Source organism: Arthrobacter sp. MDT1-48-3, from assembly GCF_054511015.1.
Map to the genome: position 1 here is coordinate 702,531 of NZ_JBTNDL010000001.1, position 13,904 is coordinate 716,434.

Genomic DNA, 13,904 nt, shown 5'->3' on the forward strand with positions numbered 1-13,904 from the left:
GGAGGTGCCGCGCGGTTACGGCGTGCGAGCTCCTTCGATGGCCAGGATGGTGACGTCGATGCTGCCGATGGTGAGGCCTGCGTCCTGCACCAGGCGGCCGGCGAGGTCCTGCGCTTCCTGAGCCAACTCGAGGGCCGACCTCCTGATGTCCGTCGCGAGATCGATCTGCAGCGTCAGGACGAGGTCGGTCATCGAGAGCACCAGTCCGTCACGGGCCACGACCGGAGGTCGGGCAGCGGGTCGGAGGCTCCTGTGCATCTGGTCGATGGCTGCCGGTGTCCAGCGATCGATGACGCTACGCACCGTGGGTTCGAGGCGCACGACGCCGGGGTGCGCGGCGAGTGCGTCGCTCAAGGTGTCGGCGAGCGCCTCGAGGTCCACGGCCGACGCACGGAGGGACTGATCAGAAGTCATAGAGGTCCTCCACGATGATGTCGATCTGTTGCATGGTGATGGACGTCTGGGCCTGCACGACGGCGTTGATGCGCTCGCGGAGCAGGTCCATGGTGGCGGGGATCCTGACCCCCGAGGCGATCGCCACGGTGAGTGTGATGTGCACGTTCCCGGCATCGACCGCCGCGGGCGCCGGCTGGGGAGTGCCTGGTGTGCTGGAGATCGTGCAACGGCGGGCGCGAACACCGGGCAGGGTCGAGGCCGCGAAGCGGATGAGTCCGCTGAGAGCCTGTTCGCTGATATCGATGACGCCCAGCGCAGTGGTGGCCAACGGCGCCCGTCGGCTGCGCCGGACCTCGGCCCGGGCAACCATCATGATCGCCTCCTTGACCCTCAGCCCTGGTTGCAGGGCCGGATCGTCCCGGTCCCGCTCGCGGAGCGACCCGGCGACTGTCTCCAGCTGGTGGAGTGCGAGGCGCGCGCTCTGACAGTCGGGACACGTCTGCTCGTGCACCGTCGGCGGCTGGTCGATGGATGCCCACACGTCGTCGATGATCCGCCCGCACCCCAGGCGTGGCTGATCCTCATTCAACGCCATGGTTGCATCCCTTCTGCGAGGAACCGTCTGGCCCGCGCAATACGTCCACGGACAGTACTTTCGGGTATCTGCACGATTGCCGCTATCTCAGCGTAGGAGAACTCGTGGACATCCCGCAGCAACCAGCAGGCTCGCGGCCCTTCAGGGACGGTTTGCAGCAGGTCCGCCAAAGCGCGCATCTGCGCTTCGGTCTCGTGGTGAAGTGCCGGGTCCTGGGCGGTGCGCGACCCGACGGCCGTCCCCACCCGCCCCCCGGGCCCACCCTTCCAGCCCTGCTCCGGGATCGGCGCTCCTGCCGCACCTTGCTCGCCGTCGAAGGCGGTCGAGTCACTGGGCCGCCGCTGGCGGCTGCGCAGCAGGTCGAAGCACTTGTTCGTCGCGGAGCGGTACAGCCAGGGGATGAAGGCCTGTGGCGAGGAGAGCCCAGGCAGGCTGCGCCACGCGGCGATGAAGGTCTCCTGCACCACATCCTCGGCTTCCGCGTGATCGTTCAGCATCCTGAAGGCCAGCCGGAACACTCCCCCCTGGTGGGCGGAGACGAGCCATTCGAAGGCTTCGAGGTCACCGTCCTGCGCCCGGGAGACGATCGTCGATTCATCGAGGTCGTCCAGGGCCTCGACGGGCGGACCTGCCTCGTCGGAGTCATGGGTGGAGTCCATCGGCATGCCTCCTTCCGCTGGGACCGTATGCAGTCGACACGCCATTCGTGGGGTCGTCGCCGAGTGGCGCCGCCATCGACATCGACAGCATAGGCGACCGGGCACGCCTTCCTCCCATCGACGCAGGAGCACTCCACGTACCGCAGCGCAGGACGACCCGCGGGACCCTTCCCCCGGCACCGCTGGAGCTACCGGGCCGTGTCCAGGCGGGACAGGTCGGAAAAAGAAAGTCGTGTCGACGGCGTGACGAATCGGCGAGGGCGTCGTCTTTACCTGTGTACGGCACCATCCCCCACATGTAGGAGTCCGACCGATATGGCAGATGACCAGAACGCAGCAGCACGCCGGGTAGCAGTAGTCCCCGCCACCCACGAGGACCAGGATCACCACGCGGGCCTGGCACGCGGAACCCGTGACTCCGGGTCTGCAAGCCCCCTGCAGACCGACCAGGGCAACACGTCGATCGCCGATACCGTGGTGCAGAAGATCGCCGGCATCTCGGCCCGTGAGGTCCCGGGCGTCCATGCGATGGGGAACGCCGCCCGCCGCGCCTTCGACCAGATCGCCGAGCGGATCCCTGGATCGCAGACCAATGCCTCGGGCGGAGTCAGCATCGAGAAGGGCGAGAAGCAGACCGCGATCGACGTCACGGTCGTCGTCGAGTACGGCGCATCGATCGTCGACGTCAGCAACAACATCCGCAGGAACATCATCAGTGCCGTCGAGCGCGCTACGGGACTGGAAGTCATCGAGGTCAACGTGACCGTGTCCGATGTGCACCTGCCCACGGACGACGACGCGGATGACTCCTCGAACGGTGCGAAGACGTCCTCCACGGGCAAGGAACTCGAGTAGACGCCTTCGTCCCACCGCCGGTCCCGAGCCTTCCCCGTCAGCTTCGGACCGGCGCCCGCCCTGATCCCGCCATCTTTTAGGACACAGTCATGTCACGCAGCACCATCGGTCTCTTCGTGGGACTCCTTCTCGGCTTCGCGTCGATCTTCGGGGGATTCCTGGAATTCCTCGCCGTCATCCTCTTCGCGGCGGCCGGCCTGGTCGTCGGGCGTTTCCTGGACGGCACACTGACGCTCCAGGACCTCTCGGGCTCCCGCAGCCGGGGCAACTGACCCATGTCCATCATCACACCCGAGAGGGTGGGGTCTCGCCCCGACCCAGGGGCTGCCACGAGCCGTGAACCCCACCGGCCCTCGCCGGCCGCACCCACCCGGGGGACGCTCACCCTCACCGAGAAGGTCGTGGAGAAACTCGCCGCGCAGAGCGCATCAGAGCTCCCCTTCGTCACAGGGTTCGGCGGCGGGGTACTGGGAGTAGGGCAGCGCGTCGGCAGCCGGCATCGCCCGCACGCGTCCGTCGATCTCAGTGGCCCGACCGTCTCCGTGGTCCTCGACGTCGCACTCGAGTTCCCGGCGAACATCGCCGCACGCTCGACGGAGATCCGCCGGCACGTCACCGACGCCCTTGCCCGGATGACCGGCCTGCACGTGCGTCGCGTCGATATCACCGTCAAAGCCCTCGTCACAGGGACCGACCGAGCACGCAGGAGGCTGGAATGAGCAGCACCACGATCCGCAGGCGCCCGACGCGAAGCGCGCCCTCGATGATCTGCGCGGCCCTGCTCCTGGGTGTTTCGGTGGCAGCCGTGTGGGCAGGAACCACAGCCGTCTCCGGGGACACCCGCATCGTCGACGCAGCCATGGCGGCAGCAGAAGCGCCCTGGTCCGGGCAGGCAACGTTGATCGTCGCAATCCTCACCGCGGTGGCCGGACTGCTCCTGATCGTCATCGCCCTGACACCGGGCCCGTACAACGCCCATGTCATCCAGCATGGTGGTCGGGCTCAGGCCGTGCTCAGGAACAAGGCGCTCGAGACCCTCCTGGCCGACACCGCGACGTCGATCGACGGCGTCGATGCCGCCACGGCCACCGTCACCAACCGGAAAGCGGACATCCGTGTCGCGACCTACGTATCGGAGCGTCGCGATCTGAGGACAACCGTCACCCGCACCCTGCAACGCCGGATCGACGCTCTGGAGCTCACTCACGCACCCCGCGCATCGGTGAGTGTCCGCGCTCACAAGGACTAGGACCCATCATGCGACACACCCCAGGGCGCCTCAATCGCGTCTGGCTCACCATCATCGGCATCATCCTCCTCGTCGGAGGGGGCCTGGCCACCTCCATCGGGCTCGGCCTGCTCGAAGGGGTCGCCGTCGGCGGGCTACGAGCACCGGCGAGCGACCAGCCAGTGCTCGTGCTGACCGCTCGAACCCAGCTACTCCCGGTCGCGCTCATCGGGGCCGGAGTCGTTGTCGGGATCTTCGCCGTCCTCTGGCTCCTGGCACAGATTCCGCGCAAGCATGGCGCATCCACCCTGAAGATCGAGGACCCGGACAGCAGGGGGCTGACCGTCCTGAAACCCACCCTCCTCGAAGGGGCCATCAGTGACCGCGTCGCCGAGCTCCACGACGTGACCGGAGCACGGACCGTCGTCTGTGGGTCATCGCGGACACCGGACATCACGGTTCGCGTCACGGCTTCCGCCCACGCGGACATCCCGAGTGTTCTCGCTGACGTCGAACAGCGCGTCACGAGCGACGTACGTGATGCGCTCGGTCAACAGCCGGCGGCCCTGGCCATCGAGGTGGACATCAGGACCGACCCGAAGAAGGACACCTCGGTCACCTTCAGTGCCGACGCGCTCAGCGCCTGACAAGCCCCGGTCGGCACCCGCCGGCCGGTCATCGAGAAGTACGACCACACGAAGGAGAACGTCATGGGACTGGACGACAAGATCAGAAATGCAGCCGAGAAGGCCGCCGGCAAGGCCAAGGAGGGCTTCGGTAAGGCCACCGACAATGAGCGGCTCCAGGCCGAGGGCCAGTCCGACCAGGCCAAGGCCGACCTGAAGAGCGCCGGCGAGGACGTCAAGGACGCCTTCAGGAAATAGGTTGTGGCCGCAAGGAGCTGCCCGCGGAAGACGGGCAGCTCCTTCGCGTTCCCGCCATCCGCCTCGTACGGGACAGGCTTGAAGCAACGCCCTCGAAGTCCGCGCCGTGGGCTTGTCGATGGAGCGGCGTCACCGCCGCGAGTCGGCGGCGCGTCCCGGCAGTGATGTCCCGAGTCACACCGCTGCTTCATGGCGTCATGAGCGAAGACGGCCCTTATCCGGATGTCCGGCTGATCGGGTCCCGTAGTGCCTGGGGGTTCTCCTCTTCCGGCCGGCAGGATCACACGCCCGGCTCCTGTCGATCAGGCCGGCCCGATCGCCAGATGGGTGATGGCGTCGTCCTCGATGGTGAATGCGAAGGCGAACAGCACGAGGCGGTCTCCCACGCATGAGATCGGGGTGATGACGACATCGCCTGCTCGGAAGCCGGGATGTTCGGCTCACGCCACGCCTGCACCGTGCCCTACCGAGCGATCGGACCGCAGATCCATCGTCGGAGGAATTGTCGCGCACTCCCGACGACGGTGAGCTCTGTATCTACTGCAGGCCTTCCTCAGGCAGGACAGAAGCCCCGAGGTCCGGTTCCACGGACCTCGGGGCTTCCTGTCGGTTGTTACAGGGGTGTGAGGAAGGTCAGGGCGGACCCGGCCCCCACGATCAGGTTGGCGAGTGCTGCGTTGAACACCGTGCCGTAGTCGGCGCTGATGTGTGCGTCGAATGCTTGCTGGTCGCGGTAGATCTCGTAGACGAAGAAGTCGTTGGGTGACTCCTGCCGGCGGTGGGGATCGAAGGTGATGTTCCCCGGTTCGTTCCGGACCTTCGCGGTGAGATCGAGCAGGAGTGCCTGGACTTCGTCTGCTTTGCCGTCCTGCGCGGTGAACTCGGCGTAGAGGGCGATGGTCGGTTGCGTCTGTGAGGTCATGCGGTCTGTGCTCCGGTCATGATGGCGACCGCTTCGGTCATGGTGTGGCTCTGCGGCGTGATGGTCGTGGCGCACTTCCCGAGGCGCTGGATGTGGATACGGTCCGCGACCTCGAAGACGTGCGGCATGTTGTGGCTGATCAGGATGACCGGGATGCCCCGGGTTCGGAGGTTCTTCACCAGTTCGAGGACCTGCTTCGATTCCCGGACGCCGAGCGCCGCAGTCGGTTCGTCGAGCACGACGACCTTCGATCCGAAAGCTGCAGCGCGGGCCACCGCAACGGCCTGGCGCTGACCGCCCGACAGGTTCTCCACGGGCACGGTGACGTCCTGCAGGGTACTGATGCCGAGTTCGGCGAGTTCGGCTCGCGCTTTCTGCCGCATGCCCTTGGTGTCCACGACCCGGAAGACGGAACCGAGGATGCCCTTGCGGCGCTCTTCCCGTCCGAGGAACAGGTTCGCGGCTACATCGAGTGCGGGCGACACGGCGAGGTTCTGGTAGACCGTCTCGATACCGGCCTGGCGGGCGTCCTGCGGGCGCTTGAAGCTGACCGGTCGGCCTTCGAGGAGGAGTTCGCCCTGGTCCGGGACCTCCGCGCCGGTCAGGCATTTGATGAGGGTCGACTTTCCGGCCCCGTTGTCCCCGATGATGGCCAGCACCTCACCCGGGTAGAGCGCCAGGGAGACGCCGTCGAGGCCGACGACCTTGCCGAAGGTCTTCACGAGGTTGCGGGCCTCGAGGATGGGCTGCCGGCTGGAGTCGCCGCTCGGTGATGGGAGGGTCGCGCTTACGGCGTCGGTCATTTGCGTACCTTTCGGATCCACTGGTCCACGGAGACAGCGATGATGATGAGGACGCCTACGGCGAAGGTCTGCCAGAGGACGTCGAGGCCGGCGAGGGAGAGCCCGTTGCGGAACACGCCGACGATCAGGGCTCCGAGAAGAGTTCCCCAGACGGTGCCGCGTCCGCCGAAGAGGCTCGTCCCGCCGATGACGACGGCGGTGATGGAGTCGAGGTTCAGGTCGGCGCCGGCATTGGGCGATGCTGCGTTGCTGCGGCCGATCTGGATCCAGGCACCCACGGCGAGGATGGCACCGGCCGCGAGGTAGACGCTGACAAGGACCCGGTTGACGCGGATACCGGCGAGCCGTGCCGCTTCCTTGTCGTCACCGACCGCGTAGACGTGGCGGCCCCACGCTGTCTTCCCGAGGATGAGGGCGACGGCGATGTAGAGCAGGAGCATGAGGACGACGCCGTTGGTGATGTTCACGCCCGCGAGGCTGAAGGTTGTTCCGGTGGCGGTGAGCACGCCGGGCATCTCGGATCCACGGACGGTGGCTCCGGCCGAGTACAGCAGGGTGAGGGCGATGAAGATGTTCAGGGTGCCAAGGGTCACGATGAAGGGTGGGAGCCGGAACTTGGTGACGAGGAAGGCGTTGAAGGCGCCTGCGGCGAGACCGACGACCAGTCCGAGCAGCAGCCCGATGAAGCCGGGGACCCCGTTCTGCGAGGTGGTCTGCGCTATGACCATGGAGGTCAGGACCATGACCGCGCCGACGGAGAGATCGATGCCGGCGGTCAGGATGATGAGGGTCTGCGCGATGGCGAGGGTGCCGACGACGGCGACCTGCTGGGTGATCAGGGACAGGTTGGCCGGGGCGAGGAAGCGTTCGTTGAGCAGGCCGAAGACGATGACGGCGATGACCAGCACGATGGCAGGGCTGAGCGCCGGGTAGCGGTGCAGGGTGTTGCGGACGCGTGTGAGCGGTGTGGTGCGGTCGAGGAACTCGCTGGCGAGGTCGTGACTGCCCGACGAGGGCGCCGTTCTTACTGACTGGTTCATGGAAGAACTCCGTTGGTCGTTGCTGATAGCCGGTCCGCGGGGAGCGTGTCCACCCGCGAACCGGCTATGTCGAGGGGTGCTTTATCCCCAGCAGATGTCGCTGGCTGCAGCGGCGTCGATGGATTCGAGGCCGTCCTGCGCCTCGTTGGTGACCAGGGCGACGCCCGTGTCGAAGAATTCCTTGCCGTCGGTCGGCTTGGGTGCTTCGCCGGTTTCGACCAGTTCGGCGATTGCCTGTACACCGAGTTCGGCCATCTTGACGGGGTACTGCTGGCTGGTGGCGTCGATGATGCCCTCGTCGACCTGGCCGACTCCTGCGCACCCGCCGTCGACGGAGACGACGATGACGTCTTCCTTGCCGGCTGCCTTGAAGGCTTCGTATGCGCCGTAGGCGGCTGGTTCGTTGATGGTGTAGACGACGTTGATGTCGGGGTTGGCGCTCAGCAGTGTCTCTGCTGCCGTGCGGCCGCCGTCCTCGGCTCCCTGGGAGGCTTCGTTACCGACGATCTCGTACTCGCCACCGCTGTAGGAACCGGTCTTCTCCTCGTCCCCGTTCTTCTCGGCGTCGGCAGTGTCGATACCCATCCCATCCAGGAAGCCCTGGTCACGGTTGTAGTCGACGGAGACGATCTTGTCGTCGAACAGATCGATCATGGCGATGGTGGCCTTTTCGCCCGCCAGCTTCGCTGCAGTCCACTTGCCGATCTCCTGGCCTGCGACGAAGTTGTCGGTCGCGAAGGTGATGTCTGCGGCCTCGGGTTCTGAGGGCGGGGTGTCCAGGGCGATCACGAACAGGCCGGCGTCCCGGGCCTTGGCCAACGCGTCCTCGACTGCCGGGCCGTTGGGCGTGATGAGGATCCCGGCGTCGCCCTTGGAGATCGCGTTCTCGATGGCCTGGATCTGGGTGTCCTCGTCACCGTCCTCCTCACCGGCGGCGACGGTGAGCTCCACGCCCTCGGCGTCAGCCGCGGCCTCAGCGCCTTCCTGCATGGCGACGAAGAACGGGTTGGTCGTGGTCTTGACGATCAGCGAGACGCCGATCGGCCCGTCAGCCGATCCCGACGCTGCACCATCGCCGGACGAAGAGGACGAATCTCCCCCACCGCATGCGGTGAGGGCCAGAAGCGAAAGTGTCACGATCGAGCCCGCTGTCGTCATACGCCGGCGGAACGAGGGGGATGGATGGGACGTCATGCGATTCATCCTTGAATCTCCTTTAGTGGCGGGAGGTCTCCTCCCTGACAACGATGTCATGTCAGGTATAGACTATGATCTGGCTCACAGTCAACCTTTCAGGAACGATGGAGATTAGAACGTGACATCGATGTCAGGCACAGGTTCCCACCAGTCTCCGCGATCACGGCCCACCATGCGCCACGTTGCCGCGCTGGCCGGCGTGGGGATCAAGACGGTTTCCCGCGTCATCAACCAGGAACCGAACGTCTCGGCCGCGACGATCGCGAAGGTGATGGATGCTGCGCGGTCACTGGACTACCACCCCGACGAACAGGCCGGGAACCTGCGGCGGGCAGACGGACGCACGCGCACCCTGGGCCTGCTGGTGAGCAGCGTCGACAACCCCTTTGCCGGAGCCATGCATCGCGCCATCGAGGATCTGGCGCTGGAGCGTGGCATCGCCGTTTTCGCCTCCAGCCTGGACGATGACCCTGAGCGTGAACAGGCGTCGGTGGCCGCCTTCCTCCGGCGGCGGGTGGATGGCCTCATCCTCACCACCATTTCACGCGACCAGTCGTACCTGGCCTCCGAGATGCGGCACGGGACCCCCATCGTCTTCGTCGACCGCGAACCGGCGGGCATCACCGGGGACTGCGTCGTGAGTGACAACCGTGAAGGTGCGATGACGGCTACCAATCACTTGCTCGACCATGGCCATCGACGCATCGCCTACCTGGGAGACCGCAGTGACATCTACACGGCGGCGCAGCGGCGCAGCGGTTTCTTCGATGCTCTCGGGCGGGCAGGGGTGCCGACCGGTGACATCCCGGTCATCGAGAATCTGCATGATGAGCATTCGGCAGCGCAGGCAATGCTCGCCCTGCTGGACTCCCCCACGCCACCCACGGCGGTCTTCAGCAGCCAGAACCTGGTGACCATCGGTGCGATTCGGGCACTGAGGTCCCGCCAGGCACACCGAAGCACAGCCCTTGTGGGCTTCGACGACTTTCAACTCTCGGACCTGCTCGATCCAGGAGTCACCGTCGTGGCCCAGAACCCGGAGGACATCGGCCGTACCGCTGCTCAGCGCCTCATCGGCCGGCTCGACGGAGAAGTGGCACCGCCGCGCACCTGCATCATCCCGACCACCCTCATCGTCCGTGGCAGTGGTGAAATCTCCCCCGCTCAGCGCTGAGCACGACAGAAAGAACCACAATGACAGCCCAGACCACCCGCAGCGTCGTCGTGATCGGCGACGCCCTCATCGACGAACTGCGCGAACCATCCGGATCCCAATCCTTTCCCGGCGGGGCAGCACTGAACGTAGCTGTCGGACTGACCCTGCTCGGCGTCCCCGCGACCCTCGTCGCCATGGTCGGTGACGACGCCGACGGCCGACGCATCAAGGACTTCCTCGACCATCACGACGTGGAGCTTCTGGCAACACCCGCACCCCATGGCACCGCGCGCGCCGTATCCCACCGCACGAACGGCGAACCCCGGTACGTCTTCAACCAGGCCGCCCAGCATCGAACCCTCGTGTATCAGGGCGTTCACAGGGCAGCAGTGGAACGGGCGACACTCGTCGCCGTCAGCTGCTTCCCCTTCGACAACCAGAGAGAGGTCGACGCCCTCACCGCACTGATCGAGCAGCCGGAGCGCCGCCTCGTGGTCGACCCCAATCCCCGATCAGGGATGCTGGCCGACAGGGACCTGTTCCTGGCCAACTTCACAGCTGTAGCGACACGGAGCCTTCTCAGCAAAGTCGGCGACGACGACGCCAGGCTTCTCGCCGACGAGGACCTCCATACTTTCAGCCGGCGCCTCCTCGATGCCGGAGCGCCGACCGTCCTCGCCACCGCGGGGCCCGAGGGAGCGTCGATCCTGCACGCCCTGCATCCTGAGGTCCATCAACCCGTGGCAGATCTTCCTGGACGCATCGTCGACACCATGGGCGCCGGTGACGCAACCCTGTCCTCGGTCCTTTCGACTCTCGCCCGACACGGGATGCCCGAGACATCCGCAGCAATGGACACCGCGCTGGCTGAAGCAATGCTCATCGCGGCCGCCACCTGCCGCACAGACGGCGCCCTGCTGCAACGCCCGGAGGCATACGGAAGCCGCGGTGCTCCGGTGCCTGCGACCCCTGCAACTGCGGGCAGCTGAAGCGGAAGACAAACGCTCTTGAATTGTCCGCCGGACAGTGCGTAGCATCACGATCACAAATTGACAACGTTGTCAGTCCAGCTGACACGCGCAATGAAGGGCGTACCTAGACCATGAAGTCCGGAACCCGCAGCCAGACCCTTACTGCTGGAGTGATTGCCGCTCTGGCGGCCTCGCTCCTTGCCGCCAGTGCCCCAGCCCTGGCCGAAGAAGCACCTGTCGATCCCGCAACCCAGCAGTACCGCCCGTTCATCCACTTCAGTCCCGAGAAGAACTGGATGAACGATCCCAACGGGATGGTGTACTACAAGGGCGAATACCACCTGTTCTTCCAGCACAATCCCTTCGGTACGACCTGGGGAAACATGAGCTGGGGACACGCCACCTCCACGGATCTCCTGCAGTGGGAAGAGCAGCCCCTGGCCATCCCCCAGACCGTCAACACCGAGGGCGTCGCGATCGAAGACATCTTCTCGGGCTCGATCGTGGTCGACGAGACCAATTCATCCGGGTTCGGCACGGCAGAGGATCCGCCACTCGTTGCCGTCTACACCAGTGCCTACACGGGTGCGCACCCGACCCTGGCCGGTCGCCAGGCCCAGTCCCTCGCCTACAGCACTGATGAGGGCCAGACCTGGACGAAGTACGAGGGAAATCCGGTCCTGGATCGGAACTCCGCGAACTTCCGGGATCCCAAGGTGTTCCGCTACGACGGTCCCGCCGGGTCGTACTGGGTGATGACGACGGTCGAGGCCGCCGACCACAAGGTCGTCCTCTACAAGAGCGACAACCTCAAGGACTGGACCCACCTCAGCGATTTCGGACCCGCGAACTCCACAGCAGGTATCTGGGAATGCCCCGACCTCTTCCCCATTGCGGTGGATGGCGACCCCGACAACATCAAATGGGTGATGGTCGTCAATCTCAACCCGGGAGCTGTCGCAGGAGGAAGCGGCGGACAGTACTTCGTGGGCGACTTCGACGGCACCACCTTCACCTCCGACACCACCGAACCGGTGGACTCCATCCCCGACGGGACGACCTTCGCCGGCTTCGACGACGGAACGTACAACGGCTGGACCGCCGACAACGAACCCGGCAACTGGAAGAACGGCCCCTGGTCCGACACCCCGGCCCCGGGGGCACTCCCAGGACAGCTGACCGTCTCCGGATACAGCGGGGCAGGGCTGATCAACGGATTCAACGACGGCGACTGGCCCGTCGGGACCATCGAGTCCCCCACCTTCACCGTCGGCAGCCAGGACCACATCAACTTCCTCGTCGGCGGCGGCAACCACCCCCACGTACCCGGCGGCCAGCTCGAGAACGATCCAGCACCCGGCACCCTTCTCTTCAACGGCTTCGAATACGCCCAAGGCACCCTGACCGACCAGGGATGGTCCATCGACGGCGACTTCGAAGCAGCCCGCAACCCATCCACGGCCGGCGGCGAGAACTCCATCGGCACCGGCCGCATCAACACCTTCGAAGCCGGCCCCAACGGCGACAACAACGTCGGGACACTCACGTCGCCCGAGTTCACCATCGACAACTCGAACCTGAGCTTCCTCGTCGGCGGCGGACGACGCACCGACGGAACCCTGCAGGCCGAACTGGTCATCGATGGGCAAGTCGTCCACACCGCCACCGGAAAGAACTCCGGATCACTCAACTGGGAGAACTGGGATGTCAGCGCCTACCTGGGCAAGCAGGCCACCCTGAGGATCGTGGACAACGCCTCCGGAGGATGGGGCCACCTCACCTTCGACCACGTCGTACTCGGCGACGAACCCGCCCAAATCCGCAGTGACGAGACCTCCGTCAACCTCGTCGTGGACGGAGAAGTCGTCCGCACCGCGACCGGCAACAACAGCGAAACCCTCGACTGGACGAGCTGGAACGTCAGCGAGTTCGAGGGACGGGAAGCCAGCATCAAGGTCGTCGACAACAACCGCGGAGGCTGGGGCCACATCCTCGCCGACGAGTTCATGTTCTCCGACGAACCGGCCACGAGCCGCCTTGAGAACTACGACTGGCTCGACTGGGGCAAGGACTACTACGCAGCCGTCTCCTTCAGCAACGTCCCCGACAACAAGAGGATCATGCTCGGCTGGATGAGCAACTGGGACTACGCCAACGACATCCCCACCAGCACCTGGCGGAGCTCCATGGCACTCCCCCGCGAAGTGAGCCTGACCGAAACCGCAGACGGCCCCCGCCTCGTGCAGAAAGTCGTCGACCAGATCGACATCCTCCGCGAAGACGACGCCGCCTACACCACGGGCCCCCGAAAGATCGCGGAGGGGACAGAAACACTTCCCGTGACAGGCGACGTCGTCCAGGTCGACGCCGTCTTCAGCCCGGGCGACGCCGAGTCCTTCGGACTCAGCGTCCTCGGGGACGGCACCGAAGCCACGAAAATCGGCTACAACGCCGAGACCAGCAGGCTCTTCGTCGACCGGACCAACTCCGGAAATGAGGGCTTCCACCCCGCGTTCTCCTCCATCGAGGACGCCCCCGTGCCATTGAAGGACGGGCGGGTCGCCATGCGCATCTACGTCGACCGCGCATCCGTCGAAGTCTTCGCCGACGACGGACTGACAACCGTCACCGACCAGGTCTTCCCGAACGCCGGCGCCAACCAGATCGGCCTGTTCTCCCAAGGAGGATTCGCAACACTGGAGAGCCTGACCGTCACACCGCTCACACCCGCCATGTGGCATGGAGCTGTACCGCCGAAGCCTGAGGACAAAGCCACGACGGCACCGGGCATGGCTAAGCTCTCCGTCGACCACGGTAAGGACAAAGGACCCCACGACGGCAACTACACCGTGAACATGAACCTCGAAGCCGGGGAGAACGGCAGCAACTTCACCCTGTACGAGAACGGTGAGCAGATCCACACCCGGAAACTCGCCTGGAACACCCCGCAAGCCCAGAGCGCGGCAGCGGACATCACCAACAGAGCCCCGGGCAAGTACGTGTACACCGGGGTGCTCGAGAACAGCAAGGGAGCAACCGAGACGACCAAGCAGACCGTCGTCGTGCAGAAGCCGAAGAAGTAGCCACGAGTCGAGAGCCGGTGGTCCTCACTGCAGGACTACCGGCTCTCCCTGTGACAGTCCCTGTGCGATGGTCGAATCTTGGTGACAGTCTCTCAATGCTTCCCCCCTAGAAGAG

General features: G+C 65.6%; 16 protein-coding genes. 9 read left to right on the plus strand and 7 right to left on the minus strand.

Annotation, left to right across the window (positions count from 1 at the left end):
- Window positions 1–15: 15 nt before the first annotated feature.
- Genes ACX80L_RS03410 through ACX80L_RS03420 form a run of 3 tightly spaced genes read right to left on the minus strand, consistent with a single transcriptional unit; the run spans window position 16 to window position 1,650 of the window.
- Window positions 16–414, minus strand: a complete 399-nt coding sequence (locus ACX80L_RS03410) for a hypothetical protein (RefSeq protein ID WP_133081406.1) — start codon at window positions 412–414, stop codon at window positions 16–18.
- A complete protein-coding gene (locus ACX80L_RS03415; RefSeq protein WP_459287665.1) occupies window positions 404–991 on the minus strand; it encodes an Asp23/Gls24 family envelope stress response protein in 588 nt (195 codons plus the stop codon). Before ACX80L_RS03415 ends, ACX80L_RS03410 begins: the two co-directional genes overlap by 11 nt.
- Window positions 982–1,650 (minus strand): sigma-70 family RNA polymerase sigma factor, encoded by a 669-nt coding sequence (locus ACX80L_RS03420; protein ID WP_133081408.1) that lies wholly within the window; start codon window positions 1,648–1,650, stop codon window positions 982–984. The genes ACX80L_RS03415 and ACX80L_RS03420 overlap by 10 nt, the downstream gene beginning before the upstream one ends.
- A 315-nt stretch (window positions 1,651–1,965) precedes the next feature.
- On the opposite strand from ACX80L_RS03420, the gene ACX80L_RS03425 reads away from it, so the two are divergent.
- From ACX80L_RS03425 to ACX80L_RS03450, 6 genes are all read left to right on the plus strand, one after another.
- Window positions 1,966–2,505, plus strand: coding sequence for an Asp23/Gls24 family envelope stress response protein (locus ACX80L_RS03425; RefSeq protein WP_459287667.1), 540 nt, complete (start codon window positions 1,966–1,968; stop codon window positions 2,503–2,505).
- A gap of 89 nt (window positions 2,506–2,594) precedes the next feature.
- Window positions 2,595–2,777 (plus strand): DUF2273 domain-containing protein, encoded by a 183-nt coding sequence (locus tag ACX80L_RS03430; protein WP_133081410.1) that lies wholly within the window; start codon window positions 2,595–2,597, stop codon window positions 2,775–2,777.
- Window positions 2,778–2,780: 3 nt separating this feature from the next.
- Window positions 2,781–3,224 carry an Asp23/Gls24 family envelope stress response protein gene (locus ACX80L_RS03435; protein WP_459287669.1) on the plus strand — a complete coding sequence of 148 codons (444 nt, stop codon included), beginning with the start codon at window positions 2,781–2,783 and terminating at the stop codon, window positions 3,222–3,224.
- A complete protein-coding gene (locus ACX80L_RS03440) occupies window positions 3,221–3,754 on the plus strand; it encodes a DUF6286 domain-containing protein (RefSeq protein ID WP_459287671.1) in 534 nt (177 codons plus the stop codon). Before ACX80L_RS03435 ends, ACX80L_RS03440 begins: the two co-directional genes overlap by 4 nt.
- 8 nt (window positions 3,755–3,762) lie before the next feature.
- Complete coding sequence (gene amaP / locus ACX80L_RS03445; protein WP_459287673.1) at window positions 3,763–4,380, plus strand: alkaline shock response membrane anchor protein AmaP; 618 nt, start codon at window positions 3,763–3,765, stop codon at window positions 4,378–4,380.
- Window positions 4,381–4,443: 63 nt separating this feature from the next.
- Window positions 4,444–4,617 (plus strand): CsbD family protein, encoded by a 174-nt coding sequence (locus ACX80L_RS03450; protein ID WP_133081414.1) that lies wholly within the window; start codon window positions 4,444–4,446, stop codon window positions 4,615–4,617.
- A 613-nt stretch (window positions 4,618–5,230) separates the two neighbouring features.
- Here the strand turns inward: ACX80L_RS03450 and ACX80L_RS03455 are convergent.
- The 4 genes from ACX80L_RS03455 to ACX80L_RS03470 all read right to left on the minus strand — a co-directional run bounded on the left by ACX80L_RS03455 (window position 5,231) and on the right by ACX80L_RS03470 (window position 8,576).
- Window positions 5,231–5,539, minus strand: coding sequence for a putative quinol monooxygenase (locus ACX80L_RS03455; RefSeq protein WP_459287675.1), 309 nt, complete (start codon window positions 5,537–5,539; stop codon window positions 5,231–5,233).
- Window positions 5,536–6,342 carry an ATP-binding cassette domain-containing protein gene (locus ACX80L_RS03460; RefSeq protein ID WP_133081416.1) on the minus strand — a complete coding sequence of 269 codons (807 nt, stop codon included), beginning with the start codon at window positions 6,340–6,342 and terminating at the stop codon, window positions 5,536–5,538. The genes ACX80L_RS03455 and ACX80L_RS03460 overlap by 4 nt, the downstream gene beginning before the upstream one ends.
- A complete protein-coding gene (locus tag ACX80L_RS03465) occupies window positions 6,339–7,382 on the minus strand; it encodes an ABC transporter permease (protein WP_133081417.1) in 1,044 nt (347 codons plus the stop codon). The genes ACX80L_RS03460 and ACX80L_RS03465 overlap by 4 nt, the downstream gene beginning before the upstream one ends.
- 81 nt (window positions 7,383–7,463) lie before the next feature.
- Window positions 7,464–8,576: a substrate-binding domain-containing protein gene (locus ACX80L_RS03470; protein ID WP_459287677.1), complete on the minus strand. Its 1,113-nt coding sequence runs from the start codon at window positions 8,574–8,576 to the stop codon at window positions 7,464–7,466.
- 175 nt (window positions 8,577–8,751) lie between these two features.
- Between ACX80L_RS03470 and ACX80L_RS03475 the strand changes: the two genes are divergently transcribed.
- From ACX80L_RS03475 to ACX80L_RS03485, 3 genes are all read left to right on the plus strand, one after another.
- The gene (locus tag ACX80L_RS03475; RefSeq protein WP_133081419.1) at window positions 8,752–9,753 is read left to right on the plus strand and encodes a substrate-binding domain-containing protein; all 1,002 of its coding nucleotides are present in this window, start codon (window positions 8,752–8,754) and stop codon (window positions 9,751–9,753) included.
- 20 nt (window positions 9,754–9,773) lie between these two features.
- Window positions 9,774–10,724, plus strand: a complete 951-nt coding sequence (locus tag ACX80L_RS03480; protein ID WP_133081420.1) for a PfkB family carbohydrate kinase — start codon at window positions 9,774–9,776, stop codon at window positions 10,722–10,724.
- Between the two features lie 113 nt (window positions 10,725–10,837).
- Window positions 10,838–13,789 carry a GH32 C-terminal domain-containing protein gene (locus tag ACX80L_RS03485; RefSeq protein ID WP_459287679.1) on the plus strand — a complete coding sequence of 984 codons (2,952 nt, stop codon included), beginning with the start codon at window positions 10,838–10,840 and terminating at the stop codon, window positions 13,787–13,789.
- Window positions 13,790–13,904: the final 115 nt, after the last annotated feature.